The 23,058-nt window shown below is 65.8% G+C and carries 31 protein-coding genes and 1 tRNA gene; 14 read left to right on the top strand and 18 right to left on the bottom strand.

Going from position 1 to position 23,058, the window contains the following annotated elements:
• Positions 1 to 4: 4 nt before the first annotated feature.
• Entirely contained in the window at positions 5 to 1,207 is a 1,203-nt protein-coding gene (locus COA07_RS11140) for an FAD-dependent oxidoreductase (RefSeq protein WP_066708307.1), read from the top strand.
• A gap of 575 nt (positions 1,208 to 1,782) precedes the next feature.
• Here the strand turns inward: COA07_RS11140 and COA07_RS18765 are convergent.
• The 4 genes from COA07_RS18765 to COA07_RS11120 form a co-directional block, all read right to left on the bottom strand.
• Complete coding sequence (locus COA07_RS18765; protein WP_083956754.1) at positions 1,783 to 2,319, bottom strand: putative immunity protein; 537 nt, start codon at positions 2,317 to 2,319, stop codon at positions 1,783 to 1,785.
• Positions 2,320 to 2,445: 126 nt separating this feature from the next.
• Positions 2,446 to 3,492: an acyl-CoA thioester hydrolase/BAAT C-terminal domain-containing protein gene (locus COA07_RS11130; protein ID WP_083956753.1), complete on the bottom strand. Its 1,047-nt coding sequence runs from the start codon at positions 3,490 to 3,492 to the stop codon at positions 2,446 to 2,448.
• Complete coding sequence (locus COA07_RS11125; RefSeq protein ID WP_066708302.1) at positions 3,489 to 3,875, bottom strand: nuclear transport factor 2 family protein; 387 nt, start codon at positions 3,873 to 3,875, stop codon at positions 3,489 to 3,491. The genes COA07_RS11130 and COA07_RS11125 overlap by 4 nt, the downstream gene beginning before the upstream one ends.
• A 78-nt stretch (positions 3,876 to 3,953) precedes the next feature.
• Positions 3,954 to 4,514: a GNAT family N-acetyltransferase gene (locus COA07_RS11120; RefSeq protein WP_096640981.1), complete on the bottom strand. Its 561-nt coding sequence runs from the start codon at positions 4,512 to 4,514 to the stop codon at positions 3,954 to 3,956.
• 127 nt (positions 4,515 to 4,641) lie between these two features.
• Between COA07_RS11120 and COA07_RS11115 the strand changes: the two genes are divergently transcribed.
• The 3 genes from COA07_RS11115 to COA07_RS11105 are packed head-to-tail and all read left to right on the top strand — an operon-like array spanning position 4,642 to position 5,996.
• The gene (locus COA07_RS11115) at positions 4,642 to 5,202 is read left to right on the top strand and encodes a helix-turn-helix domain-containing protein (protein ID WP_066708300.1); all 561 of its coding nucleotides are present in this window, start codon (positions 4,642 to 4,644) and stop codon (positions 5,200 to 5,202) included.
• Positions 5,199 to 5,618, top strand: coding sequence for a DUF4440 domain-containing protein (locus COA07_RS11110; protein WP_066708298.1), 420 nt, complete (start codon positions 5,199 to 5,201; stop codon positions 5,616 to 5,618). Before COA07_RS11115 ends, COA07_RS11110 begins: the two co-directional genes overlap by 4 nt.
• 21 nt (positions 5,619 to 5,639) lie before the next feature.
• Positions 5,640 to 5,996, top strand: coding sequence for a VOC family protein (locus COA07_RS11105; RefSeq protein ID WP_066708295.1), 357 nt, complete (start codon positions 5,640 to 5,642; stop codon positions 5,994 to 5,996).
• A gap of 50 nt (positions 5,997 to 6,046) precedes the next feature.
• Here COA07_RS11105 and COA07_RS11100 read toward each other — a convergent pair whose 3' ends face one another.
• Positions 6,047 to 6,580, bottom strand: a complete 534-nt coding sequence (locus COA07_RS11100; RefSeq protein WP_066708292.1) for a glyoxalase superfamily protein — start codon at positions 6,578 to 6,580, stop codon at positions 6,047 to 6,049.
• A gap of 268 nt (positions 6,581 to 6,848) precedes the next feature.
• Here COA07_RS11100 and COA07_RS11095 point away from each other — a divergent pair, with 268 nt between their 5' ends.
• From COA07_RS11095 to COA07_RS11060, 8 genes are all read left to right on the top strand, one after another.
• Positions 6,849 to 7,418, top strand: coding sequence for a hypothetical protein (locus tag COA07_RS11095; protein WP_066708289.1), 570 nt, complete (start codon positions 6,849 to 6,851; stop codon positions 7,416 to 7,418).
• Positions 7,419 to 7,466: 48 nt separating this feature from the next.
• Positions 7,467 to 7,892 (top strand): VOC family protein, encoded by a 426-nt coding sequence (locus COA07_RS11090; protein WP_066708286.1) that lies wholly within the window; start codon positions 7,467 to 7,469, stop codon positions 7,890 to 7,892.
• 696 nt (positions 7,893 to 8,588) lie between these two features.
• Positions 8,589 to 8,768, top strand: coding sequence for a hypothetical protein (locus COA07_RS11085; RefSeq protein ID WP_066708283.1), 180 nt, complete (start codon positions 8,589 to 8,591; stop codon positions 8,766 to 8,768).
• Between the two features lie 4 nt (positions 8,769 to 8,772).
• Positions 8,773 to 9,387, top strand: coding sequence for an alpha/beta hydrolase (locus COA07_RS11080; protein WP_066708280.1), 615 nt, complete (start codon positions 8,773 to 8,775; stop codon positions 9,385 to 9,387).
• Between the two features lie 217 nt (positions 9,388 to 9,604).
• Positions 9,605 to 10,165 carry a hypothetical protein gene (locus COA07_RS11075; protein ID WP_211280959.1) on the top strand — a complete coding sequence of 187 codons (561 nt, stop codon included), beginning with the start codon at positions 9,605 to 9,607 and terminating at the stop codon, positions 10,163 to 10,165.
• 147 nt (positions 10,166 to 10,312) lie between these two features.
• On the top strand, positions 10,313 to 10,714 hold the full coding sequence (locus COA07_RS11070) for a hypothetical protein (RefSeq protein ID WP_066708278.1): 402 nt from the start codon (positions 10,313 to 10,315) through the stop codon (positions 10,712 to 10,714).
• Positions 10,714 to 10,917, top strand: a complete 204-nt coding sequence (locus tag COA07_RS11065; protein ID WP_066708276.1) for a helix-turn-helix transcriptional regulator — start codon at positions 10,714 to 10,716, stop codon at positions 10,915 to 10,917. Before COA07_RS11070 ends, COA07_RS11065 begins: the two co-directional genes overlap by 1 nt.
• A 3-nt stretch (positions 10,918 to 10,920) precedes the next feature.
• Positions 10,921 to 11,667 (top strand): alpha/beta fold hydrolase, encoded by a 747-nt coding sequence (locus COA07_RS11060; RefSeq protein WP_066708275.1) that lies wholly within the window; start codon positions 10,921 to 10,923, stop codon positions 11,665 to 11,667.
• A 218-nt stretch (positions 11,668 to 11,885) separates the two neighbouring features.
• Here COA07_RS11060 and COA07_RS11055 read toward each other — a convergent pair whose 3' ends face one another.
• The 7 genes from COA07_RS11055 to COA07_RS11025 form a co-directional block, all read right to left on the bottom strand.
• Positions 11,886 to 12,302 carry a DUF1801 domain-containing protein gene (locus COA07_RS11055; RefSeq protein ID WP_245842117.1) on the bottom strand — a complete coding sequence of 139 codons (417 nt, stop codon included), beginning with the start codon at positions 12,300 to 12,302 and terminating at the stop codon, positions 11,886 to 11,888.
• A 72-nt stretch (positions 12,303 to 12,374) separates the two neighbouring features.
• Entirely contained in the window at positions 12,375 to 12,779 is a 405-nt protein-coding gene (locus COA07_RS11050) for a VOC family protein (RefSeq protein ID WP_066708310.1), read from the bottom strand.
• A gap of 15 nt (positions 12,780 to 12,794) precedes the next feature.
• Entirely contained in the window at positions 12,795 to 13,292 is a 498-nt protein-coding gene (locus COA07_RS11045) for a helix-turn-helix transcriptional regulator (RefSeq protein ID WP_066708271.1), read from the bottom strand.
• 204 nt (positions 13,293 to 13,496) lie between these two features.
• Positions 13,497 to 13,901, bottom strand: a complete 405-nt coding sequence (locus tag COA07_RS11040) for a GFA family protein (RefSeq protein WP_141396516.1) — start codon at positions 13,899 to 13,901, stop codon at positions 13,497 to 13,499.
• Positions 13,898 to 14,221 (bottom strand): hypothetical protein, encoded by a 324-nt coding sequence (locus tag COA07_RS11035; RefSeq protein WP_066708267.1) that lies wholly within the window; start codon positions 14,219 to 14,221, stop codon positions 13,898 to 13,900. Before COA07_RS11035 ends, COA07_RS11040 begins: the two co-directional genes overlap by 4 nt.
• 225 nt (positions 14,222 to 14,446) lie before the next feature.
• Positions 14,447 to 15,418 carry a hypothetical protein gene (locus tag COA07_RS11030; RefSeq protein WP_096640979.1) on the bottom strand — a complete coding sequence of 324 codons (972 nt, stop codon included), beginning with the start codon at positions 15,416 to 15,418 and terminating at the stop codon, positions 14,447 to 14,449.
• A 218-nt stretch (positions 15,419 to 15,636) separates the two neighbouring features.
• Positions 15,637 to 17,214, bottom strand: coding sequence for an ABC-F family ATP-binding cassette domain-containing protein (locus tag COA07_RS11025; protein ID WP_066708262.1), 1,578 nt, complete (start codon positions 17,212 to 17,214; stop codon positions 15,637 to 15,639).
• A gap of 32 nt (positions 17,215 to 17,246) precedes the next feature.
• Between COA07_RS11025 and COA07_RS17960 the strand changes: the two genes are divergently transcribed.
• The gene (locus COA07_RS17960; protein WP_141396515.1) at positions 17,247 to 17,495 is read left to right on the top strand and encodes a hypothetical protein; all 249 of its coding nucleotides are present in this window, start codon (positions 17,247 to 17,249) and stop codon (positions 17,493 to 17,495) included.
• A gap of 115 nt (positions 17,496 to 17,610) precedes the next feature.
• Here the strand turns inward: COA07_RS17960 and COA07_RS11020 are convergent, their stop codons facing one another.
• From COA07_RS11020 to COA07_RS11005, 3 genes are all read right to left on the bottom strand, one after another.
• The gene (locus COA07_RS11020; RefSeq protein WP_141396514.1) at positions 17,611 to 18,051 is read right to left on the bottom strand and encodes a hypothetical protein; all 441 of its coding nucleotides are present in this window, start codon (positions 18,049 to 18,051) and stop codon (positions 17,611 to 17,613) included.
• 525 nt (positions 18,052 to 18,576) lie between these two features.
• Positions 18,577 to 18,651, bottom strand: a tRNA-Gln gene (locus COA07_RS11010).
• A gap of 36 nt (positions 18,652 to 18,687) precedes the next feature.
• On the bottom strand, positions 18,688 to 19,767 hold the full coding sequence (locus tag COA07_RS11005; protein WP_066708254.1) for a branched-chain amino acid aminotransferase: 1,080 nt from the start codon (positions 19,765 to 19,767) through the stop codon (positions 18,688 to 18,690).
• Positions 19,768 to 19,872: 105 nt separating this feature from the next.
• Between COA07_RS11005 and COA07_RS11000 the strand changes: the two genes are divergently transcribed.
• Positions 19,873 to 20,364 carry a MarR family winged helix-turn-helix transcriptional regulator gene (locus COA07_RS11000; RefSeq protein ID WP_169803500.1) on the top strand — a complete coding sequence of 164 codons (492 nt, stop codon included), beginning with the start codon at positions 19,873 to 19,875 and terminating at the stop codon, positions 20,362 to 20,364.
• 1,061 nt (positions 20,365 to 21,425) lie between these two features.
• On the opposite strand, the gene COA07_RS10995 is transcribed toward COA07_RS11000, so the two are convergent.
• From COA07_RS10995 to COA07_RS10985, 3 genes are read right to left on the bottom strand one after another with little or no spacing between them, the layout of a single operon-like run.
• Complete coding sequence (locus tag COA07_RS10995; RefSeq protein WP_342747662.1) at positions 21,426 to 22,208, bottom strand: pyrroline-5-carboxylate reductase family protein; 783 nt, start codon at positions 22,206 to 22,208, stop codon at positions 21,426 to 21,428.
• A 21-nt stretch (positions 22,209 to 22,229) separates the two neighbouring features.
• Positions 22,230 to 22,739 (bottom strand): type III secretion system chaperone family protein, encoded by a 510-nt coding sequence (locus COA07_RS10990; protein WP_066711587.1) that lies wholly within the window; start codon positions 22,737 to 22,739, stop codon positions 22,230 to 22,232.
• A gap of 40 nt (positions 22,740 to 22,779) precedes the next feature.
• The gene (locus COA07_RS10985; RefSeq protein WP_066485437.1) at positions 22,780 to 23,040 is read right to left on the bottom strand and encodes an accessory factor UbiK family protein; all 261 of its coding nucleotides are present in this window, start codon (positions 23,038 to 23,040) and stop codon (positions 22,780 to 22,782) included.
• Positions 23,041 to 23,058 lie beyond the last annotated feature (18 nt).

The raw sequence follows: 23,058 nt of genomic DNA, 5'->3' as shown, positions 1-23,058 counted from the left end.
CGACATGACACCCTTGGAGATCGCGATTGCGGGATGCGGCCCGGCCGGGTTGGCGGCGGCGCTGCTGCTGCGGCGCGACGGGCATCATGTCACGCTGTTCGAGCGGTTCGACGCGCCGCGGCCGATCGGTTCCGGGCTGATGATCCAGCCGACCGGATTTGCGGTGCTGGACGCGCTGGGGCTGGCCGAGGCGCTGCTCGACCATGGCGCGCGCATCGAGCGGCTGCGTGGCGAGGCGGGACGCAGCGGGCGCGTCGTCCTGGACGTGCGCTATGCCGCGCTGGGGCGGCGCGCGGGGTTCGGGGTGGGCATCCACCGTGCCAGCCTGTTCGCGATCCTGCACGATGCGGTCGTCGCCGCCGGCATCGCGATCGAGACGGGCTGCACCGTGACGGGCAGCGATCCGTTGCCCGACGGGCGCCGCCGCCTGTCGCTGGAAGGCGGTCGGTCGGCCGGCCCGTTCGACCTGATCGTCGATGCGCTGGGCACCCGCACCCCGCTGGCACCGCCGTGCGGGCGGGCGCTGTCCTATGGCGCTTTGTGGGGCACGCTCGACTGGCCGGAGGGCGCGGGTTTCGACGGCGCTGCGCTGGAGCAGCGCTATCATCGCGCCAGCGTGATGGTCGGCGTGCTGCCGGTCGGTCGCTTTCCCGGCGGCACCCGGCGACAGACGGCGTTCTTCTGGTCGCTGCGTGCCGACCGGCTGGACGCGTGGCACGACGCCGGGCTGGCGGTGTGGAAGCGCGAGGTGGCGGCGTTGTGGCCCGCGACGCGCCCGCTGCTGGACCGGATCGACACGCCAGACCAGCTGACCTTCGCGCGATATGCGCATCGCACGCTCAGCGTGCCCGCCCGCCCCGGACTGATCCATATCGGCGATGCGTGGCATTCGGCCAGCCCGCAGCTGGGCCAGGGCGCGAACATGGCGCTGCTGGATGCCTATGCTCTGGCGCTGGCGTTGCGGGGGGCGGGCGGCGCGCGCGCCGCGCTGGATCGCGCGGTCGCGCTGCGACGGCGGCACGTGCGCCTGTATCAGGCGCTGACCGCGCTGTTCACGCCGGTCTATCAATCCGACAGCCGCGTCCTGCCGTTCGTTCGCGACCGGCTGGTCGGGCCGGTGTCGAAGCTGTGGCCCGCCACCCGCATCCAGGCAGCGATGGTCAGCGGGCTGATCGGCGACCCGCTGCGCCCGTTGCGGCTGGTGTGAGGACACCGCCCGCTTGGCCCGGCGACGTCGACATCACCGGGCGACGCGGCGGATGCGTGACGATCGCCACCTGCGCGAGGTTCTGGATCGCAGGCGCCGCATTTCCAGATGGAGGCGCTACACCTGCCGATGCAATCCATGCGCCCGCGGTCGATTTCCTGCGGCCGAAACGAAACGTTGGCTGTTTGCTTGGCTGGGGCGGCAGGATGCGCGCACACGACCATAAACCATCTAAGTCATTGTAGAGTAAAACAGATAATCTCGGCTCGATAACCATGCTAGCCAACGACATGTCGCATTGAAAGGGCAGTGAGGCCGGTATGCGACGAACCGAATGCCGGACAAAACGCGGAAGATCGCAAGTTCGCAACGGCGCGATCTTTGATGCACGTCGCTCCACACGGTCGACGAAGCGGAACTCGGGCCTGTCATGCTTGCTGCTCAACCGTCGCATCTCGCCAACTCGGCACGTCGCAGACAAGACGGGATTTAGGCATCCGGAACGGGTCCTGTCCCGGGTAGGTCGACGATCGAACAAGTCATCGAGAGCGGGCCTGCGCATTTTCTCGGTAATCTCAACCCGATCGACGAAGCGCTGCGTCGATTTCCCGGATCAGCTCTCCGATGCGACCGCCTTTTAGTGGCGCCGATGGGTAACGTCGGAGAACATCTGACACTTGCGATGTGGCGAGGCCTATCAGCATCTCCAAATGCGATCCACCGTCGCTTGGGCGCGTTATTTCAATGGCCCGTATGGCGTGGGCAGCCGACCCAAGAATGTGTTTCACCTGAGTAGCCTTAGCCAATGGATGCAGATAAGCCGCGCCGGCGGCTGCAACAGCGGCGCGCGCTGCCTCGCTAGCAGCGATCTCCCCTTCCTTGGCCGCTTCTGCCGCCGCCCGGAGCGCTGACCACGCTCTATCCCGAATGAGTGCAGTTCGGTCTGATCCCCGCGCGAACAGCAGGGCCGCGTCGATAGCGTCATGGGGGCGCCTGTCGCTGGGGCATCGTTGCTCAAACACCGGAAGAACTGACTGAGCGCATCGCGCTGAATACTCTGCAACCGCTCTGCAATCATTCAAACTTAGTTCGCCCCTCACAACATCCGTCATGATCAGGAGATCCGCTCGTTTCGGTGATCGTTCAAGATCGTCGCTATTGACCAGAAAGCCCAAGTCCGCGCGGAAGTTCTCGCACGGCCCATATCGAATGAGAATAAACTGTCCGGTCCACCGCCTTCAACTGGTAAGAAACGCAAGAATTATAGGCCACGCATCAGCACGGGCCAAGTTATTGCCCTCAGCGGTACCGCCGAGGGATCCCAACGATCGATATGCTGCGGCACTAACCTGAACGGGAGGACCAAACACCGCATGCCCGGCGTCATCATAGGCGAGGACTCTCGCCTTCGGTCCGATTGCCCGCTGCACCTGCTCGGCCATGGGACAGGACGGCCACAGCGTATCGGCACGACCGCATACGAGCAGGACCTTTGCCTTGATCCTCGTCACGGGGATCGCGGCATCGCGATGCTCCGGCAGCGTGGCTAGCCCGGTCTTGTATCCGTCGAACATGCTGGTCGCCGCGGGGCCGTAGCGCAGATACGGCAATGGCTTTCCGCGCACCGTCCAGGACGAGCCCGTGTCCCGCCCCGTGAAGTCGATCCCCGGCCAGACCGCCGCCGATGGCGCGCCGGTAACGATGGCGTGAAGTTCGGGATGCCGGGATGCCACGAGCAACGCCGCCTCGGCCCCTTTCGAGGCACCCACCACGGAGATGCGGCGAGGATCGATGCCGGGCTGTCGCTTGATCCAGGCAAGGGCACGGTCGAAATACTCGAGCGGCACCAAGTTGAGCCGGGACGGCAATCCGGGGGCACCGAAGTAGGCGAGATGCAGCACGGCAAACCCATGCGCCACGAGGTCGGCAGCCTGGCGAGCCGCCCCGGCGCCAATTCCGCCTTCCGACCCACCCAGCAGCAGCACGACCGGCGGCCGCGAGGCAGCCCGTCGGGAAGCGGCATACCAGTTCGCGACCAGCCCGTCGTGGGCGATACGGACACCTCCGGGCGCCGGCTGCGCCACCTCGGGCGGCGGCATACGAAACGGCTGCTGCGCCGCCGCGGAGGAAGCGAGCAGACAGGCGGCGAGCGTCACCCCCGTCGCGATCGTGCGTGTCGCTGACGCATTGGCTCCTATTGCCGCAAGATGCCATCTGCGTATCGCCACCTGTTGCTGGTTCACCAACTCTTTCTCCACATCGCGCCGCAAAAGAAGTAAGCTCATTGGACCGCTGCCGGGTAGACGAGCGCTTCGCGCACCGTGTCAAACCGCCAGCTGCCTGCGATGCGATCGCCGCGCAGCTTGAAAAGGGTAACGACAGGTATCGGGTGCTGCTCGGCACTGCGCCCACCACCGGGCCGACTTGCCCGCTGTTCCACCACCACGCCAGCGTCGGGCAACGGGTGCCAAGCGACGGGTTCAAGGTGGATTCCGGCACTCTCGATCCAGGAAATGAAGGCATCGACGCCCGATGCCGACCCACGCGGGCCGCCGACCTCGACATCATCGGTCACGATCGTGCGCGCCACCGTCACGTCGCCTTCGTTGACCACGCGATGCCACTCTTCAATCACAGCCCGTAAATCCCCGTCCATGCCGTCCTCCAACTCATGCCGATCGATGGATCAGCCTGTCTGTCGTGATTGTCGGTTTCGTTCGCGAGACGCTGCGCCGATCGGTGTCGATCATCCTGGTCCCGCATGCTCGCGCGTCAGGATGCAAGTCTCGCTATCCCGGTAAATTCCCTTGCGAACGAGCCGGTAGCCGGAGCGCTCCGCCAGCTTGAGCGACGCGACGTTGTCCGGGGCGATGATGCACGCCGATGACGAGGGCTTCACCGTCCGGTCCAGCCACGCCAAGGCTGCATCGAGGGCCTCGCTGGCATAGCCCTTGCCGTGCATGGAAGGGGGAAGCACCCAGCCGCCCTCCGGGCTTCCTTCAAGTTCGGGTAGGCCGGGCCGGTGCCAATCGGCAAAGCCGATCTCGCCGACGAAAGCGCCGGTGCCCCGCTCACGGACAGTCCAATAGCCGTAGCCGAGCAGCGCCCAATGCCCTCGATAGCGCAGCAGTCGCTGCCAAATCTCCTCATCCGATAACACGCGGCCCCCGATGTAACGCACCACTTCGGGATCGCTCCACAGCGCAACCATGTCGGGCAGATCCGACAGAGCCGGCATCTGCAGGCTGAGCCGCTCGGTCACGTTGGCAGCATCCAGCTTCTTACTCGCCAAGACCCTGTGGTGCATCACGACCTCCTGCCCGACCGGATCACATCCGTTCTGATTCTGTCAAACTATTTTGACAGCAGCATATCTGTCCGTTAGCATCGGAGGGCAGAGGGAAAGGACAAGCGTGGCCAGAACCGCGTCTGTAATGCATGAACAGGACGCCGGTCCGCCCCCGATCGGCGGGGCGATCCGGCAACGTCGTCAACGGCTTGGCATGACATTGAAGGATCTGGCGGCGGCGTCCGGCCTGTCGGTCCCGTTCCTGTCGCAAGTGGAGCGGGACCAGGCGATGCCGTCGCTCGTTTCGCTGGCGCAGATCGCGTCGGCGCTCGACGTCGAGACGGGATATTTCATCGGGGTACCGTCGCCCGGCCAGATCGTCCGCCGTGCCGATGCACCAGAGCATCTGCATGTCGGCACCAGCCCGGTCGATTACGTTCGCCTCAGCGGCAGCCATGCCGAGCGGCGGATGGAAGCGCTGCACATGACGGTGCCGCCGGGCCATGCCTCGCCGATCTCACATCGCGAAGGCGAAGGCTTCTGGTATGTGCTCGAAGGCACGCTCGACGTCTGGGTCGGGCGCGAGCATTTCACCCTGAACGCGGGCGACAGCGCACATTTCGAACAGCGTCACCCCTATCGCATGCGCAACGACGGAACGACGCCGGTGCGGATGCTGTGGGTCGGCACGCCGGCGCTGCTATGACAATCGAGGTCGACCAAGATGACGAGGCGGCGATCAATGCACTGGTCGCGGACTTCTACGCGGCCTTCGATAACCGTGGTGACCGCAGGACCGCTGCGGATCGACTCATCGACGTGTTTCTGCCGGAAGCGATGATCGTGTGCGCTGGCGTGGCGGGCGTCGAGACGATGACGGTGGAAACCTTCATCGCGCCGCGTGCCCGGATGCTGGCCGACGGCACGCTGACGGACTTCCACGAATGGGAGACGGGTGCCAGCACCCAGGTGCTGCGCGGCATCGCTTCGCGCCACTCGACCTACGCCAAGAGCGGACGGCGGGACGGCGCGCCTTACGCGGGCAGCGGCGCCAAGTTCATCCAGCTCGTGAAGAAACAGCAGGGCTGGCGCATCGCCGCCATCGCCTGGGAAGCCGATTGACGGCCAGCAAGGGAGACGAGCATGAGCGTGACCCGGATCGTTCCCAACATCGCCACCGTAGACGTCGGCCGCGCAAGCGCCTTCTACGGCGACATGCTGGGCATGACGATCGGCATGGACCATGGCTGGATCGTCACCTTCATTGGGTCCGGCCATGCGGTGCCGCAGGTCAGCTTCGCGAGTGAAGGCGGCTCCGGTACACCTGTCCCCGACCTGTCGATCGAGGTCGATGATCTGGACAGCGTGCATGCGCGGCTCGTCGCGGCCGGGCACGAGATCACCTATGGCCCGGCCCATGAGCCTTGGGGCGTGCATCGCTTCTTCGTGCGTGATCCGTTCGGACGGTTGCTGAACATCCTGTCCCACGAGGCGGCGTGATGGTTGGGATGGCCGCCATGCTACCGATCACGAAGCGGCCATCCCGAAGCTCATCCTTTGCGCTCGCAAAAACGGATGCGATTGCCGAACGGGTCGGCGACCTCGACCTGACGCCCCCACGGCAGGTCCTCGATACCCGGACGACCATAGCCATAGTTCTTCGCGATCAGCTCGGCCTGGAAGGCGACCACGCCCGTCATCCAGACGAAGCAGGTGGAGCCGGGGCTGGCATCGCCGTGATGCTCGCTGAGGTGCAGTTCGAGCCCGGCGCGCTCGACCGCCATGTAGAGCGGCAGGCCCGGCTCGTGCCGATGCTCCATCGTCACGGAAAAGCCCAGAAAGTCACAGTAGAATTCGCGTGCCTTGGCGACGTCGAAGATCCGCAGGATCGGGATCGCCTGACGGAAGGTGATTCCCTCGGCTTGGGCGGCCGGCAGGCGGGCAGCGGCGGTGTTCCAGTCGCGGTGGCCGAGTTGGGATGCGACCAGCTCGAGGCTGGTGGAATGCGGGATGTCGGTGCCGTGCGCGGACAAGGCGGCGCGCAAGCGCTTGGCCATGGCTTTGGCCTGATCGATCGTGGTCATGACAGTTCCTCAATCCCGGCGACGGGTCATCGGGTGCTCGCCTTGCCGATCCATCGCCGGTGGACTGTCCGGTGAAAGGATATGGTCACGATGCCTTCACCATGCCCTGTCGGGCGCGAGCGGCCGGCGGCATCAACCAGCGACAAGACTGCGCCGACGAAACCAACCTGTCAATCGGACTGGTCCGAGGCCGAGCATGCGGCGGCGGTCCCACTGCATTCACCGTTTGAACGAAGGAGAGGTCATGCGAACCCTGCGACCAGCGATCATGCTCACCATCGCGACGATGGTGCTGCCGCCACCTGCAACGGCGGCGGATCGCCCCAGCGCGCGCTCGCCCGATGGCCGTTTCGTCGCCTCGACCCGGCCTACCCGGGGCACCGCCGGCGCGAGCGGCCAGGCGCCTGCATCGCTCTGGCTGACCGACACCCGCACCGGGCAAAGCCGCGAACTCTATCGTGGCCGCTACTCCAACGATCCCAAGCGCAACCTCTCCAGCCTCGCCAATCCCGACTTTTCGCTGGATGGCGGCTATGTCTATGTCGAGGCGGACGCCTACGCGACCTCACCGGCTATCCATCAGGTTGCGGTCCGCACCGGGGCGATACGCTACGTCACCGATGGCGCCCTGTACGGCGTCCTGCGCAGCGGTCCGTGGCGCGGGTTCCTCGTGGTCCAGCAACACCGCTACCGGCAGAACGGCAACGGTTCGTTCGATCCCTTCGTCATCGTCAAGCCCGATGGCCGCGAGGTGGCGATGGTCCCCGGTTCGGACGGCGACGATCCGGAGCGTGCCTTGGCTCAATGGCTCGGCGCCAAGCGGTGGACGGTATCGTGACGGCGAGCAACGCAAGCGCGGCCCCGCCCATTTTGGAGGATCGCGGCCATGTCGTCGGATGAACCGCCGATCGGCGTCACGCCGATCCTCACCGTCGCGGACTCCGCCGCCGCAGCCGAATTCTACAAGCAGGCCTACGGCGCAATCGAGGTCGCCCGCATGCCGGCCAATGACGGCTCGCGCCGCATCATGCACCTGCGCCTCGTCATCGGCGGGTCAACGCTGATCGTGATGGACGAATTCAGCGACTCCGCCTCCTACGGCGGCGGCAGCGTCGCACCGACGGATCGAAACCGAACGACCGTCACGCTTCACCTCCAGGTCAAGGACGCTGCGTCGACGTGGGGGGCCGCCCTGGACGCGGGCGCAACCATCGTCGTGCCGATGGAACGCCAATTCTGGGGCGAACTGTATGGCCGGGTGCGCGACCCATCCGGCCATGAATGGACGATTGCGCAGTGGATGCCCGATTAGCGTCAACCAGACCGCAAATCGCCAGCCACCTGAAGCTGCTCGCTTGATTTCTATCGGAGATTTACCTGATGAAAAATCATCGCCAAAGCGCCGTTTTCTATCGCGCATCGCGGTCTATCGGCGCGAAGCTAGGTTTGCTCGCCATTGTGGGCATGGCGATCGGAGGCGCCGCCATTGCGCAGGTGGTAGAACCGGTCGCTCCGGTCCCCCGTTTCGGACCGGGGTCTCATGTCGGCGAGGCCAACACCGTTTACCCACAGCGTTATCGTGCTCCCCGGCGGCAGTTCGGCCGACCGGGGCCACGAGGGACGATGATGCCGTCAGGACAAGTCGGACCAGCGTGCATGACGCCGCTTTTGAGAGCCGGGTTGCGCACCAACCATGTCGAATGCCCCTTGTATCTTCCAACACGGCCAGGCGCGTCCCAGCAGTGCCTTGCAAGGGATGGCGCGGGCCGCATGCACGGCGTAACCGTTACCTTCCTAGACTGGGATGCGTCGACTGGACGCGGGTCGCTCGATTGCCGCTTGAACGGGCGCTGATCCGGGACGAGAGAGGCCGAAGCTGCGGGAGCGAAGACAGTCGTCAGAGTCCTGGCGAACCTGAAGTTGCCCCCGCAGACGCTCGGAGAACCGTCCTCTATCTTGCACCCGCTTCGGTGGCGGCATGGTCGCACCTACTGGACGGCCCAAGCCAATGACGAATGACAGCCTCCTGATCAGGGACGCGTTCGATAGCCGCATGGCCGGCCAACAGGTGGAATATGCCGTGCTGGTGCCGCCCCCGTCGTCATCGACCGGGCCGCTCGCGCTGATCTTCCATCTTCACGGCGCCATGTCATCGGCCGGCATATTGGAGGGCGCCAAGTCGACCTAATGACGTGGCGTGGCTGGATGGCACGCTGCCGCCCGCGATTGTGGCCTGCGCGAGCGTGCCGACCCGCAACGGCTTCTATATCGACCAGCCGGGCGGCCCTGCGTGGGAACGCCTCGTGGCGATTGAACTGCCGGAGTTTATCGCCACGCTGCTCCCGCTGAACGGCATCCGCGTGGTGCTGGGCTTTTCGATGGGCGGCTATGGTGCGCTCAAGCTCGCCTTCCGCCAGCTGGACCGCTTCCGCGCCGTCGCGGCGTCCTGCCCTGCAATCTTTCCGGCGGAACGCTCCATGGCCGTGCCCGAGCACAATCGGCCGGGAATCCTTGACGAACTGAACCGCAGCATGGGAGAAACACCCGAGCGCTATGCAGAGAATTGCGTGCCCGCGCTTTTGCGTAGCCGGCGCGACGCCATCCGGCTGTCTGGACTGTCCATCCGGCTCGAATGCGGCGATCGCGACGAGTTCAGGTTACACGATGGCGCCATGTATTTGCATGATTTGATGGGGGAGTTGGACGTGCCCCATCACTGGCGCCTCATCCCCGGAATCGGGCACGGCGACGATGCCGACGGCCGCCTTGCATCGGCACTGGTTTTCCTCGGAAACGCCATTCGGTGACGCGCTTGGCTTGTCGCCGCGATCCGCTATGATGGCGGCATGACAGCCCGCTCGTCGATCCTTTCGCATTGCTGGTGACCCGCGATCTAAGCGCGGCCTGTCATTTTCTCGTTGACCCGGTCGCTGCTCTCGGCGGCCCCTCATATCCGAAAACCGGCGACAGCAGCGGCAGTTCCCCTCGGAGAACTGCCCTATGTCCCCTCGATCCTCGCGGCCCGTGATCCTGACCGGTGATCGTACCACAGGACCGCTGCACCTCGGCCATTATGTCGGCTCGCTGCGGAATCGGGTCGCATTGCAGTACAGCCACGAGCAATACGTCCTGCTGGCCGATACGCAGGCGGTGACCGACAATGCGAACGACCCGGGCAAGGTCCGCCGCAACGTGATCGAGGTCGCGCTCGATTATCTTGCGGTCGGCATCGACCCCTCGGTGTCGACGATCTGCGTGCAGTCCGCATTGCCCGCGCTTGCCGAGTTGACCTTGCTCTATCTCAACTTCGTGTCGGTCGCCCGCCTCGAGCGCAATCCGACGATCAAGGACGAGATCCACGCGCGGGGGTTCGGCCGCGACATCCCCGCTGGCTTCCTCTGCTATCCTGCCGCGCAGGCGGCGGACATCACCGCCTTCAAGGCGGGCGTCGTCCCGGTCGGCGAGGACCACCTGAAGATCAACCGTGCCATCGCCACCAGATACGACCAACTTGCCAACGGCTTCCTCAGCATGGTCCATCTCGCTACGGCCAGATACTGGCTCAAGTTTGTCCACGCTGCCTAAACTTCGCGGCTTGCCCCAGGCGGCCGTCTGCGAAGCCATCCATCCTTCTCCATGAGGAACAACACGGCTTCCATCCAGGTAAAGGGAGCTTGACGTAAACCGACCTTTACATGTAAAGCCTCCTTTACCGATTCGATGGAGGCTTACATGCAGCGACACACCGCCCGGCGCCGGTACAATCGTGACATCCTGATCGCATCCGCGGTCTATGGTGCGTCGCTGATCCTCGGCTCGTTTTGGTTCCGCGATCATCCCGGCAATGCGGGCGTCCTGGCCTATACAGCGGCATTGGTCCCGGGCCTGTCGATCGTGGCCATCTTCGGCGTGATCGGCCGTTATCTGGTTGAGGAAGGCGACGAGTATTTGCGCATGCTCCGGATCCGGCAGGCTCTCATCGCATCGGCGGTGGCGTTAGGATTGTCGACGGTCTGGGGGTTCCTCGAGAATTACGGCCTCGCTCCGCATCTCGCCGTCTTCTGGGTCGCAGTCATCTGGTTCGCGGGCTTCGCTGTCGGCGCGCTGGTCAATCGCGTGATCGAGCGCCGCTGATGGAGAACCACCTGAAGCGCCTCCGTGCCGAGCGCGGGTGGAGCCAGGCCGATCTCGGCGAACGACTGGGGGTGTCGCGACAAAGCGTCATCGCCATCGAGACCGGCCGCTACGATCCTTCGCTGCCGCTCGCCTTCCGCATCGCCGAGGTGTTCGACCTCGCCATCGAAGATGTCTTCGTCCGTCCATCCAAGGGAGAGTGAACCATGATCAGCCACCTGCCACTCCGTATCGCCGCCTCGCTGTTCACGCTGGGCGTGGTCCTTCAACCGACGCAGGGTCATTGCGCGCCGTCCGCCGCCGCCGAAGCCCCGGTCATCCAGATGCCGCATATCTCGGTGGTCGCAACGGGCCGGGGTAGCCCGGTCATCCTGATCCCCGGCCTCAGTTCGCCGCGCGCTGTATGGGATGGCGTCGTTCCCGACCTAGCCCGCTCGCACCGCGTCTATGTCGTCCAGGTCAACGGCTTCGGTGGCGATGCGCCGGGTGATAACCTCAAGCCGGGCATCCTTGATGGAATCGTCGCCAATCTCGAAACGCTGATCGTCAGGGAGAAGCTCGGCAAGCCGGCGATCGTGGGCCACTCGATGGGCGGACTCGTCAGCCTGATGTTCGCCAAGGCGCATCCCGACCATGTCGGCCGGCTGATGATCATGGACTCGCTGCCCTTCTACGGCGCGCTGTTCGCCCCGACCGCAACGGTCGACGCTGTCCGCCCACAGGCAGCGGCCATGCGCGACATGTTCTTTGCGACGGCTGCCGACCCGGCGAAGCGGGACGCCAACGCCGAACGAACCGCCAACGCCCTTGCCGCGACGCCGGATGCCCGCGCCAAGGTCAAGGCCTGGGGCATAGCCGCCGACCCCAGGAGACGCCGGGCCGCCTGCGCCGACAAGCGCACATGCACCCCGGACTGCGAGCCCCCGCAGCGAGAAAAGCAGAACCGCTGGTGAAGGCCGGCGAAGAATGCCTGGCCGGTCGCCACGTTCAGGACGTTGCCCGAGGCATCGACGATCGAGATAGGCGCGCCGGTATTGAAGACCAGCGTCGGCTCCAGCGACGGCAGCTCCCGATGCTCGGTCGGCTTGCCGGGAGAGAGATCATACGGTTGGACCGCACGAATCCCGATCGAGGCCAGGCGATGCTCAGCGTCTTGCACGGCGGCAGGCTATCACGCGCGCGGCGGCCCGTCAGCGCGGGGATCACTGCCCCCCGTCTTGCCGGCAGCGTTTACGGCCGCCGCCTCTCGGAACAGCGCCTTCAAGGCCGCTTCGTCGAGATGATCCTCTTCACGAATGTCGAGCGCGCGACGAACACCCGTGAGGCTGGCGTTGAACAGGCCGCTCGGATCCCTCAGCGCACTGCCTTTGGCGAACGTCAGCTTGACCTTGTCCCGGTAGCTCTCGCCGGTGCAGATGATCCCGTGATGCGACCAGGTCGGCACGCCGAGCGGGTTGGTCGGTTTTCGCCATTTCACCTCCTCGGTCACGTCGGGCACCGCGTCCTTGATGAGGCGGCGAATGCGCGTCAGCATTGCGCCGCGCCAATCGCCGAGACTCGCGATCTTCTTATCGACGGCGTCAGACATGGGAATACCGCCTTTCATTCGCGGAAACTCGCCGATGCGCGCATTCAGGCCTCGGCACGGGGCGGAGGCCCGTCATCGCGTTTCCACCATCTTCCAGCCGTTCCCGGAAGGGTCGCGAAAGCTGGCATCGACGCTGCCGAACCGGCTGACCGGTTCCTGCGTGAACTCGACCCCTCTAGCCGCGAAGCGCTCATGGGCGGCCCGGCAATCGCCGACCACCAGCACCAGCGGCGGCATGGCCCCCTTGGCGACCGCCGCCTGCAGTGAATCCGCGGTGTCCCTGTCGACCATCGGCGGTCCCGGCCTGAACAGGCCGAGCTGGATGCCCGGCTGGTCCGGGTGCTGCACCGTCAGCCAGCGGAAGTTGCCGTTCTGCACATCGGTGTGAACGGCGAAACCCAGTTTTTCGACGTAGAAGGCGAGCGCCTCGTCCTGATCGTGCACGTAGATGCCAGCAACCCCGATACCGTCAGCCATGATCCGCTCCATTCGTCATAAGTCCAGAGTATTGGCATCTCGCCGACGCCGCTTCTCCGAAACTGCGATTGTCAGGTCGGGCCGACATGCCGCGATGACGAAGCAATGCGGCACGCCCTGCAAGTCGGCTGGCGTGGCGCGCGCTTGCCGTCGAAACGCCGCAGGACTTTCCTCGACGATGTCGCGGAACACCCGGGTGAAAGTGCCAAGGCTGTTCCATCCCGTCCGGAAGGCCACGTCGGTGACCGAGACTTCCGTGTCCCGCAGCAGCGCCTTCGCGCGCTCTATGCGGCGCGAAAGAACGTACCGATGCGGGGGTATGCCGAAAGCGGCCTTGAAGCACCGGGCAAAATGGCCCTTCGACACGCCGCTCACCTCCGCCAGTCGGCTGACCGACCACGGCTCGTGTGATGCGGCATCGATCCTGTCCCTGGCGCGGAGCAGGCGGCGCAGCAGCGCCGGATTAAGGCGCGCCGCCCGTCCTTCTCGTTCGCCGCTCGCGCCATCATCCATCGCACAGGATCTCAGGCGCACGCCGTGCGCCGGTTTGCTGGTCGGGCTGGAGTGGACGAAGCCCGAGGTTACACGGAGCGGCGATCAGCGCATGGCTTGGGCTACGCCGTACCAGCCAATGCATCAACGTCGGCGGCCCATGTCGCGCTCCCGAACCTTACGTCGTCGACGGGTTAGACAATGGCCGGGTTGTCGCTGCATCGACTACAGGTGACGCGTCTGCGAAGGCACTTCCGACCATTGATCGTGCAAGCCATCGACGATGGTCAGCGGCGCGGCGAGCAGATCGTCGACCGGCAAGTCGTCGAGGCTTGCCACCTGAACCGTCACATAGTCCTCGCCAGCGTCCGGGCGTCGGACATGCGTGTGAGTGGAGATGCCACAGCTATTGCAGAAATGATGCGTACCTTGGTGCTTTCCCATGAAGCCACCGAGCCTATCCGGCTCGGCGACAAGGGAGAAGTCCGCGACATCGATCCTGCTTGTCTTCCACATCCGCTGCTTCCAGCAGAGATGGCAGTTACATTTGACAGTACCCAAGGAGAGGTCGAGCACCGCCGTGAAGGTGATGGCCTTGCAGTGACAGGATCCGTGATATGCTCTCCTCATGCGTCGTTCCTTCCGGGCACTCTAGGTCTATCAGGCAGGCCACCATGGCCCCGCAAGGCATCGCCTCCCGGCAGCAACGTCGACTGGACGCAGAACGGGACGCCCGACACGATCGCACTCAGATCGTCCTGATGGTCCATGAGCAGGCAATACCTCGTTTCCAGAAAATAGGCGCGATCGCTGAACACGACAGCCGACGATGGGTCGACCAGGCCCTTGGCGATCTTCTGAAGCGATATGATACGTCCGTCATCGATCGTCGCGACCGTGACGCTACCGCCATGAACCCCACCGCCCGAGACATCACTCTCGCAGATCAAGACCCTCCCATCGCCCAGCCATCGGATCGCGTCGGCATTGCAGAGGGTCCCTAGGCGGGCAAGCGTTCCACTGCGCCTGCCGCCCCGTCGGATCGGCGCCGTACCCGGATGAGATAATCACCGGCGTGAAAAAGCGCGACGATCACGTCGCCACAATCGTCCATGGCGATGCCGTTGAGGCACAGCGGTCCTCCACCACCAAGCGACGGATGTGCGAGCCAGTCTTCAAGAGCGGTCGCCCCGGGCCGCAGTTGCAGGATGCGCGGCTTCAGTGCAGGGCGCGCGAGCGTCATCGATCAGCTTGACCAGCGCGGCGCGAGCCACCGGGCGGGCCTGCTGGTTATCGAGGCGTGAAAGCCGGCCAATACTGAGCCCGGTAGCCTGTGCTAGCCGGACGCCGACGTAATAGCCAAATCGGTCCGGCAACCCCTGCGGCGGGTTCCCCCCCATCAGAAGGGCGCTGGCCGTCGCAGCGCTGGCGGTGTCCTCGAAATGTTCGGCCACGAAACAGAGCGCCGCCGCCCACCGGGCGTCGGTCGGCCCACGAATGGGTGCGGGAATATCGAGCAGCAGCTGGTGATCGGTCGCGTTCGGAAGCATCATGGCGGTTGCTTCGACCGCCAATCCCTCCTGCCAGATGGTGCACCACAGCTGATCGCAATCCGCGAAGTGGCGTGCATGTTCGAGGTGGAAAATCTCGTGGATCAGGAAAGGCTCCAGTGAATCGTCCGAATGGTACTTCGCAATCATGTCGGCGCCGAACAGCATGACGTGCCGATGGCCCGGCTCGAGATAATCCGAACCGCCATCCCGCTGGCCCAGAGAGTGGTAGAGGTAGATCGGGAGCGGTGATTCGAAATGGGGATAGATCGTCTCAAACCGACCGATCGCGTCGTGAAGAGCAACGGGAAAAACGGCAACGATCCGATCATAGTCCGACCTGACAGCGGGGAATCGTCGCAGAGCATCGGCGATCCGGGTGTCGTAGGTTGGGCCTGCCGGGTAGATGCCGGGGAGCATACCGTTCATGCGGGAACGGATCTCGGCGATCCGAAGGGTTTCGGCTTGCCCCGCCGTTTCAGTCGCAACGTTCCGGAACGGGGTGGCGAGATCGGTATACGGCAAAGGCGGACGTGTGCTTGCTGAGATGTCGGCGTCAACACCCCCTATGACCACACAGCCAAGGGCGAACACCATCTTCCATCCCCGTATCCGCTGCATGATCTCTCCTGTGGCTCCGCCCGGACGTGAGACGCCGTCAGCGGCGTCTCCATCATACCGATATTCGACATGTGCGCTCTACCCCGCAATTACGTGCTCGGCCTAGCTTAGGGAACGCTGCTTTCGCGCCATTCGACGGTGGCGGCGGCAAACGCCGTCTCCTGCAAAACACGACGTCCCGTATGGTGCGGGCATCAAAGGCGTACGTTCCGCGTCACCTTCACGGCATTGAGAAATGCCGTATCGTGGCTCGCCAAGATGATGGCACCATCATAGGATTGCAAAGCCGCCTCAAGCGCCTCAATTGCGTCGGCGTCGAGGTGATTGGTCGGCTCGTCTAGCAGGAGGAGTTGCGGCGTGTTCGCACCGCTCATCGTGCAGGCCAGCCCGGCGCGCAGCCGCTCGCCGCCACTGAGCGTCGCGACGGACTGCTCGACCGTGCGGTTGCGAAAGCCGAAGCGGGCGAGCGCAGCACGCGCCTCCTGTTCGGAGTCGTGAGGATGCAGCCGACGATAGTTGGCGATGATATTTTCCGTGCGCTCAAGCAGGCCGACATGCTGATCGAGCAGCGCGATCCCGCTCTCGACCGTCCACACCGTACCGGCACTGGGAAGCAGCACGCCCCGGATCAGGTCGATCACCGAAGTCTTGCCGGCGCCATTGCGTCCGACGAGCGCGACCCGCTCCGGCCCCCTGACCTCAAACGACAAAGGTCCAAAGATAGCTCGCCTGTCGCGGTTCAGCATCACGCCATCGAAGGCGACCAGCCTTCTATCGGCTGGTAGGTGGCTCGGCGGGAGCACCATCGATATCGGCGTCAGCACCTCGACCCGCCGCCGTGCCGCGTCGCGCTCGGCGGCTACGTCCTTGAGCAATCGGTCGGCAAGATGGTGATCGCGCGAGGCGCTGCGTTCTGCACGGCCCTTTTCGGCATCAAGGAACATCTTGTCGTCGATGCCCTTGGCGCGCCATGCTCGCCCTGCCTTGTCGCGGCGCGCCTTGCGCTCACGCTGCTGCTGGACGGCCCGGCCGACGCTTCTGACCTCCTGATCGGCACGCTCCAGTTCGGCCGCCGCGAGCGCCAGCGCCGCATCGCGGGCGGCGATGTAGGCCGACCATCCTCCACCGAAAGTTTCAGCACCAATCGGTGAGATGGTGACGATGCGATCCACCTCCTCCAGAAGCATGCGATCGTGGCTCGCCACCACGATGCCCCCACGCCACCTGGCGATCAAGGCGCCGATCAGCGCTCGGCCTTCGGCGTCGAGGTTGTTGGTCGGTTCGTCCATGAGGAGCAGATCGGGCTCGGTCAAGGTCGCACGCGCGATGGCTAGCCGGGTCCGCTCGCCGCCGCTCAATGTATCGATGCGGCGGGTAAGCATGGCAGCATCGAGGCCGCAGTCACGAAGCGCGGCATGCACGCGGGCTTCGAGCGTCCAGTCGGCATCGGCGGCATCCTGAGCCGACCCTTCCCCCCGCGCCAGCCTTTCCAGACGGTTGAGGTCGTGGGCCACGCCGAGGCCAGCAGCGACGCTGATAGAGGAGTCGGTCCATGCTTGGTCGAGCACCCCAATCTTACCCGATCGCAAGATGCCGCCCGACAGCGGCTCGGCAACCCCGGCCATGATGTTGAGCAGTGTCGTTTTGCCGCTGCCGTTGCGACCGACTAAGCCCGTCCTCTCATGCCCGAAGGCGAGGGTCAGACCCTCAACTAAAGGTTTGCCGTCAGGAGTGCAGAACGAGGCCGAGTCCAGCGTGAGAAGGGCTGACATAGATCACCGGAACAGGAGGAAGGATAAGTACGATGCTTTTCCTGTTGTTCACGGCGCTGATTTCCTTCAACTTGGATAACGCAATGTACGCCTGTCTTCCGCCGATTGGAAGGGCCGAACAACAAGCCTCCTTGGCAAACCTCGACACTGACCGACGGCAGGGCGGAAGCGCGCCTGCCCGGCTGCATTGCGACGTCTTGCCTGGCCTCTCTGATCGGCAACTAAGCCAGGCACGTCGGGTCACTGCTGAAGCCAACCGCACAGAAACCGCGACGCAGTAATAGCAAATCCGTGGAAATTCCAGGTTTGAGGTCGTCAGCGGCTCATGCTGGCCTCCGGCGCCTCAAGTCTCCCATCGTCTGCGACAATGATTTACAAGGCTGAGGAACCGCTTGCTTAAACCTCGCCAGTGAAGAGCTCTCCGATTATCTCAACCTCAGTGCAGATCGCGATAGTCGCCCCTTCTCCACGCAACGCAATCGCCCGGCGGTACTGGTCATGCGCCGTGACGAACCGTCCGAAGGGCTGCTCGTCTCTAATCACCAGCCGGGTCGTACTGGCACCGACCGCGGCCATGATGCCCGCGCCCGCGCCGGCCAGCCGGCATGCGAGGGGGCCGTTGCGGGGCGCGCCGAGGATGACAATGCGTTCGCCCTTGAGCGGTCTGTCCGGCGCGGGTGGCGGCGCCTTGACGCGAGACGGCTTGCTCGGCGCCAGCCAGCCGGCAAGGTCCATGACGGTATGCTCCATCGCGCGCACGATCACCATGCCGGCCGCTCGCGCATCGCTCAGCGCGTCATGATACTTGTGCGGCAGGCCTAGGAAACGCGTCAGCACGTTGAGCCGGTGGCTTGGCAGGTCGGGTCACGCCCGCGTCGCTACCCGCACGCTGTCGAGCCACGTAGCTTCGAGCGGCTCGCGCTGATGGAGCAGGCAGGCGGCAGCCAACGCACCCTTGTCGGACAGCGGATGGGCCACGGCGATACCCCACATGCGTCTGTTCGAGATGGTCGCGCATCTCCTCCATGGCCGTGCGGAATATCCCGGCCTTCTGCAACGTAGTCAGGGTCGCTGAACGGCCGTTCGGGCTCAGATCCATCTTCAGCATCTCGCTCTTCGCCGTCATGGCCGTGCCCATGTGGCGCGCCACCGACTGGGTGGTCGTTCTCAGGCTGAGGCGTAGGGTAAAAGGCTTACCATCCTGAAAACGGACGGTACGGCGCCAGTAATAGACGGCGCCTCGGCGCTCGACGTTCTGGATCGCAGGCACGGCATCTCCACATGGAGCCGTCACACCCACCGGCCCAATCCAGTGGCTGCGACCGATTTCCTGCAGCTAAAACAATAACTTAGATGGTAATATGGCTGGGGCGGCAGGATTCGAACCTGCGTATGACGGTACCAAAAACCGTTGCCTTACCGCTTGGCGACGCCCCAACGAGCCGCGGGCCATATCGCGGCGCGCGGGAAAGCTCAACCGATACGTCGCAGCCAGCCGTGCGGGTCGGGCGCGCGGCCGCGCTGGATCGCGCCCAACCGGTCGAGGAAGCGCGCGGTCAGCTGGCCGGTCGCGCCGCTGCCGATCGAAAAGTCGTAATCCGGGCCGGCGACGCGGCCGATCGGGGTGACGACCGCCGCCGTGCCGCAGGCGAAGCTTTCGACCAGCCGGCCGCTGTCGGCGTCGGCGCGCCACTGGTCGATGGCATAGGGTTCCTCGCGCACCACCAGCCCTTCGTCGCGGGCGATCGTCAGGATCGAATCGCGGGTGATGCCGGGCAGGATCGTGCCGGTCAGCGGCGGCGTCTGGATCGAGCCGTCGTCGAACACGAAGAAGATGTTCATCCCACCCAGTTCCTCGATCCAGCGGCGCTCGGCCGCGTCGAGGAACACCACCTGATCGAAGCCGCGGCGGATCGCCTCCTGCTGCGCGACGAGGCTGGTGGCGTAATTGCCGCCGCACTTGGCCTCACCGGTGCCGCCGGGCGCGGCGCGGGTGTAATCGTGGCTGACCCACAGCGACACGGCGCGCGCCCCGCCCTTCCAATAGGCGCCCACCGACGAGGCGAGCACCATGTAGAGGAATTCCGCCGATGGCTTGACGCCCAGGAACGCCTCCGAGGCGATCATGAACGGGCGCAGATACAGCGACCCGCCCTCGACCGCGGGGAACCAGTCACGCTCGGTCAGGACGAGCCGCTCGCACGATTCGAGGAACAGCTCCTCCGGCAGTTCCGGCATCGCCATGCGCTGCGCCGAGGCGTTGAAGCGCCGCGCATTGGCATCGGGGCGGAACAGCGCCAGCCCGCCGTCGTCGAGGCGATAGGCCTTCAGCCCCTCGAAAATCTCCTGCGCGTAATGGAACACCGACGAAGCCGGATCCATCGTCAGCGGCACGCGCTGCGTGATCGCGCCGTCGTGCCAGCCCTTTTCCTCGCTGTAGTGGAGGATCGCCATGTGATCGGTGAACACGCGCCCGAATGCCGGATCGACCAGCCGCGCTTCCCGGTCGCTGGCGGGCACCGGAGTGGGATGCGGTTCGAACGCGAAAGTCACGGAGAATGGCCCCCCATAGGAATGGTCGACGGATGCGGCAGGACGGTGACGATCCGCCGTTTGCCGGGTTGCGGTGACCTAGGGCCGATGGCAAAGCCGGTCAACATGGCTGCCGTTACCCAATCCGCCTCCCCGCTGTTCCTGCGCGAATCGGAGATCCGCCGCGGCATCGAACTGCTGTACTTCGGCAACAGCCATATCACGCGGTCGATCGACCGCGGGCTGGCGCGCCAGGGGCTGGGCCGCGCGCACCACCGCGCGCTGTATTTCATCGCGCGCAAGCCCGACATGCCGGTCAGCGACCTGCTGGCGCTGCTGGCGATCACCAAGCAATCGCTCGGCCGCGTGCTGAACGAGCTGATCGAGCGCGGGCTGGTGGAGACGCGGCCGGGCGAGCGCGACCGGCGGCAGCGGCTGCTGCGGCTGACCCCGGCCGGTGTCGAGCTGGAAGCGAGCCTGTACGATGCGCTGCGCGAGCGGCTGTCGGCGGCCTATTCCCAGGCCGGCCAGGGCGCGGTCAGCGGCTTCTGGGCGGTGCTGGAGGGGTTGATCCCCCCCGACGAGATGCCGCGCGTCGAGGCGCTGCGCAAAGGCTGAATGTTGCGAATGTTGAGACGCTGGCACACCGGACGCGGCGCCGGCGGGAGCGGTGCGCCCGGGGCACGGGCGGGCGGTTTCATACCGGAGAAAGAGCGTCGTGGAGCATGGCGCAAGACGGCGGTGTAGGACAGCGGTGTTGATCGGCGCTACGGGGACGCGACGGGCGCGCGCCGCCGGGGCGACGGGTGGGCGACGGGGGCGCGGCGGGGCGTAGCAGTGGTTCACGCGGAGGTGCGGAGACGCCGAGGTGTTGCGGGCGCGGATGCGGTGGCGCTTTGCTTCGGGCGGGTGGCGGGGGCGCGGCGGTGTGCTGTTTGTGTTGCCCTACGCGTGCTTGCGGGGGTGGTTCGAGGCCTGTGCGGGGCCACTCCGTCATGCCGGACCCGTTCCAGCATCCATGGCGCCGCACCCGCGCTGGCGGTTGCTCTTGCGGTGCGATGGACCCCGGATCAAGTCCGGGGTGACGGTGTGGGGAGGCAGGCGGTGCTTGCTTTCACCGGGTCAGGCGGGCGGTTGCGGCGCCTATGCGGGGCTGATCCACAGCCCCCCGTCATGCCGAACCCTTCGACTTCGCTCAGGAGAGCCTTGATCCGGCATCCATGGCGCCGCACCCACGCTGGCGGTTGCTCTCGCGGTGCGATGGACCCCGGATCAAGTCCGGGGTGACGGGAGTGGGGAGGCAGGCGATGCTTACTCTCAACGAGGTTAGGCGGGCGCTGGCGGTGCCTGTGCGGGGCCTGTCCACAGCCACCCCGTCATGCCGGACCGGTTCCGGCATCCACGGTGCCGCACCCGCGCCGGCGGCGGCTCTCACGTCGCTATTGACCCTAAATCAAGGCTCTCCTGAGCGCGGTCGAAGGGTCCGGGGTGACGGCCTTGGGGAGGTCGTAATGCCGCCGGCGCAAAGGGGGCGAAGGCCGGGGTATGCCGGGGATGGCGCGCGGCAGGGGTCGCGGGAGGCCCCAGCCTTCGCTGGGGCGACGGTTCAGGTTGGCGTGCCTCGCGAGGCACGGCGCAGGTCGCCGCCTTCGCGTGACGGGGAACGCCGGCGTTCCCGATCACCCCTTGGCGGCGGCGGCCATTTCTTCGCCGCGGCGGGCGACGGCGGTGAGGGTGCGTTCGAACAGGGTGTCGAGCGCCCGGTCGGCGTCGAGGACGTTAAGCCCTTCGCGGGTCATGCCGCCGGGGCTGGCGACCGCGTCGGCGAGCGCGGCGGGGGTGCGGTCGCTGGCGGCGGCCATCGCGGCGGCGCCCTCCACCGCCGCCAGCGCGACCGCGGCGGCTTCCTGCGGCGACAGGCCGATCGCGCGGCCCCCGGCGGCGAGCGCGTCGATCACGCGGAAGACGAAGGCGGGCGCGGTGCCCGACAACGCGCCGGCGGCGGCGAAGCGCGCGGGGTCGTCGAACCATTCGACCAGCCCGAGCGGCGCCATCAGCCGGTCGACCGTCGCGCGCGCCGCATCGGGCGCGGCGGGGGCGTGGATCGCGACGACGCCGCGTCCCAGCTCGACCGGCAGATTGGGCATCGTCTGTACCGCGACCGGGCCGGGGAAGGCGGCGGACAGCGTCGCCGGATCGCACCCCGCCAGCATCGAGACGAGCAGCGGCACATCGGCGAGCCGCCCGGCGAAGCGCGCGGCGACATCCGCCAGCTGCTGCGGCTTCACGCCCAGCACGACGACGTCGGGCAGCGGACCGTCGGGCAGGTCGCGCGCCTGTCGCACGCCGTCGGGCAGCGCGCGGTCGGTGCGGTTGACGACATCCACGTCGCCGGCGGCGACCGTCCCGCTATCGACCCAGCGGCGCAACATGGCGGACCCCATGTTGCCGCACCCGATCATCCACAGCCGCATGACCTTTACTCAGGCCTCGCCCTGGGTTTCGACCATCGCCGCCGCGATCGCCTCCGCCGGGGACTTGCCGCCCCACAGAACGAACTGGAACACGGGGTAGAAGCGTTCGCATTCGTCGATCGCGGATTCGACCAGCAGCTCGGCGGTGGGCAGCGACATGGTCGCTTCCCCGTCGCGCGCCTCGATCGCGGTGGCGTTGCGGTAGAGGAGGATGCCGCTGGACGACCAGAGTTCGAAATGGCCCATCCACAATTGCTCGTTCACCAGCCCGAGCGTTTCGTAGATCCTGCCCCGCCCCTTGTCCGCGACCTTGACGTCGGGGAAGGCGAGCAGTTGCAGGACGCCGTCCTCCTCGCGCCACAGCACGCGCAGTTCGTATTCGGTCCAGCTGCCCTTGACCGACGCCGTCATTTCGTCGTCGTGGCGCTCGCACGGCCAGCCATGGGCCGTGAAATAGGCCTCCAGCATGTCCAGCGGGGCTTCGCCCTCATTATCGGTATCCGCGTCGTGATCGAGCATGGCCATCGTGTCGCCGGTATCGCACAATCGCGCCCGCGCGTCAGCCCGCCTTCTGGGCGGCCAGCGCGGCTTCCAGCGCCTCGACGCGGGCGCGCAGCGCATCCGCCTCGTCCCGCGCGGCGACGGCCATCGCCTTGACCACCTCGAATTCGTCGCGCGCGACGAAATCCAGCCCGCCGATCCATTCGCGCGCCCGTTCGCGCGCACCGGCCTCCGCCTCGCGGCTCATCCCCGCGATGGTGCCGGCGGCGCCGTTGAACAGCTTGGCCAGATCGCCGAACAGGCGGTTTTCGGATTGCATGGATCGTCTCTTTCGAAA

It is taken from the genome of Sphingomonas adhaesiva, assembly GCF_002374855.1.
In the GTDB taxonomy this organism is placed as follows: domain Bacteria; phylum Pseudomonadota; class Alphaproteobacteria; order Sphingomonadales; family Sphingomonadaceae; genus Sphingomonas; species Sphingomonas adhaesiva.
The sequence above is the reverse complement of the archived record's forward strand: the minus strand, read 5'-3'. Positions and strand labels throughout refer to the sequence as shown.

Excerpts from the sequence above, each read along its gene's own strand:
- COA07_RS11090 (WP_066708286.1), top strand. The coding sequence starts at position 7,467 with ATGTCGTCGGATGAACCGCCGATCGGCGTCACGCCGATCCTCACCGTC.
- COA07_RS10985 (WP_066485437.1), bottom strand. The coding sequence starts at position 23,040 with ATGCAATCCGAAAACCGCCTGTTCGGCGATCTGGCCAAGCTGTTCAAC.
- COA07_RS11025 (WP_066708262.1), bottom strand. The coding sequence starts at position 17,214 with ATGTCAGCCCTTCTCACGCTGGACTCGGCCTCGTTCTGCACTCCTGAC.
- COA07_RS11085 (WP_066708283.1), top strand. The coding sequence starts at position 8,589 with ATGACGAATGACAGCCTCCTGATCAGGGACGCGTTCGATAGCCGCATG.
- COA07_RS11110 (WP_066708298.1), top strand. The coding sequence starts at position 5,199 with ATGACAATCGAGGTCGACCAAGATGACGAGGCGGCGATCAATGCACTG.
- COA07_RS11045 (WP_066708271.1), bottom strand. The coding sequence starts at position 13,292 with ATGGATGATGGCGCGAGCGGCGAACGAGAAGGACGGGCGGCGCGCCTT.
- COA07_RS11040 (WP_141396516.1), bottom strand. The coding sequence starts at position 13,901 with ATGAGGAGAGCATATCACGGATCCTGTCACTGCAAGGCCATCACCTTC.
- COA07_RS11070 (WP_066708278.1), top strand. The coding sequence starts at position 10,313 with ATGCAGCGACACACCGCCCGGCGCCGGTACAATCGTGACATCCTGATC.
- COA07_RS10995 (WP_342747662.1), bottom strand. The coding sequence starts at position 22,208 with ATGATCGGGTGCGGCAACATGGGGTCCGCCATGTTGCGCCGCTGGGTC.
- COA07_RS11140 (WP_066708307.1), top strand. The coding sequence starts at position 5 with ATGACACCCTTGGAGATCGCGATTGCGGGATGCGGCCCGGCCGGGTTG.
- COA07_RS11065 (WP_066708276.1), top strand. The coding sequence starts at position 10,714 with ATGGAGAACCACCTGAAGCGCCTCCGTGCCGAGCGCGGGTGGAGCCAG.
- COA07_RS11100 (WP_066708292.1), bottom strand. The coding sequence starts at position 6,580 with ATGACCACGATCGATCAGGCCAAAGCCATGGCCAAGCGCTTGCGCGCC.
- COA07_RS11055 (WP_245842117.1), bottom strand. The coding sequence starts at position 12,302 with ATGTCTGACGCCGTCGATAAGAAGATCGCGAGTCTCGGCGATTGGCGC.
- COA07_RS10990 (WP_066711587.1), bottom strand. The coding sequence starts at position 22,739 with ATGCTCGATCACGACGCGGATACCGATAATGAGGGCGAAGCCCCGCTG.
- COA07_RS11060 (WP_066708275.1), top strand. The coding sequence starts at position 10,921 with ATGATCAGCCACCTGCCACTCCGTATCGCCGCCTCGCTGTTCACGCTG.
- COA07_RS11000 (WP_169803500.1), top strand. The coding sequence starts at position 19,873 with ATGGCTGCCGTTACCCAATCCGCCTCCCCGCTGTTCCTGCGCGAATCG.
- COA07_RS11115 (WP_066708300.1), top strand. The coding sequence starts at position 4,642 with ATGCATGAACAGGACGCCGGTCCGCCCCCGATCGGCGGGGCGATCCGG.
- COA07_RS11095 (WP_066708289.1), top strand. The coding sequence starts at position 6,849 with ATGCTCACCATCGCGACGATGGTGCTGCCGCCACCTGCAACGGCGGCG.
- COA07_RS11130 (WP_083956753.1), bottom strand. The coding sequence starts at position 3,492 with ATGAGCTTACTTCTTTTGCGGCGCGATGTGGAGAAAGAGTTGGTGAAC.
- COA07_RS18765 (WP_083956754.1), bottom strand. The coding sequence starts at position 2,319 with ATGACGGATGTTGTGAGGGGCGAACTAAGTTTGAATGATTGCAGAGCG.
- COA07_RS11105 (WP_066708295.1), top strand. The coding sequence starts at position 5,640 with ATGAGCGTGACCCGGATCGTTCCCAACATCGCCACCGTAGACGTCGGC.
- COA07_RS11120 (WP_096640981.1), bottom strand. The coding sequence starts at position 4,514 with ATGCACCACAGGGTCTTGGCGAGTAAGAAGCTGGATGCTGCCAACGTG.
- COA07_RS11030 (WP_096640979.1), bottom strand. The coding sequence starts at position 15,418 with ATGGTGTTCGCCCTTGGCTGTGTGGTCATAGGGGGTGTTGACGCCGAC.
- COA07_RS17960 (WP_141396515.1), top strand. The coding sequence starts at position 17,247 with ATGCTTTTCCTGTTGTTCACGGCGCTGATTTCCTTCAACTTGGATAAC.
- COA07_RS11050 (WP_066708310.1), bottom strand. The coding sequence starts at position 12,779 with ATGGCTGACGGTATCGGGGTTGCTGGCATCTACGTGCACGATCAGGAC.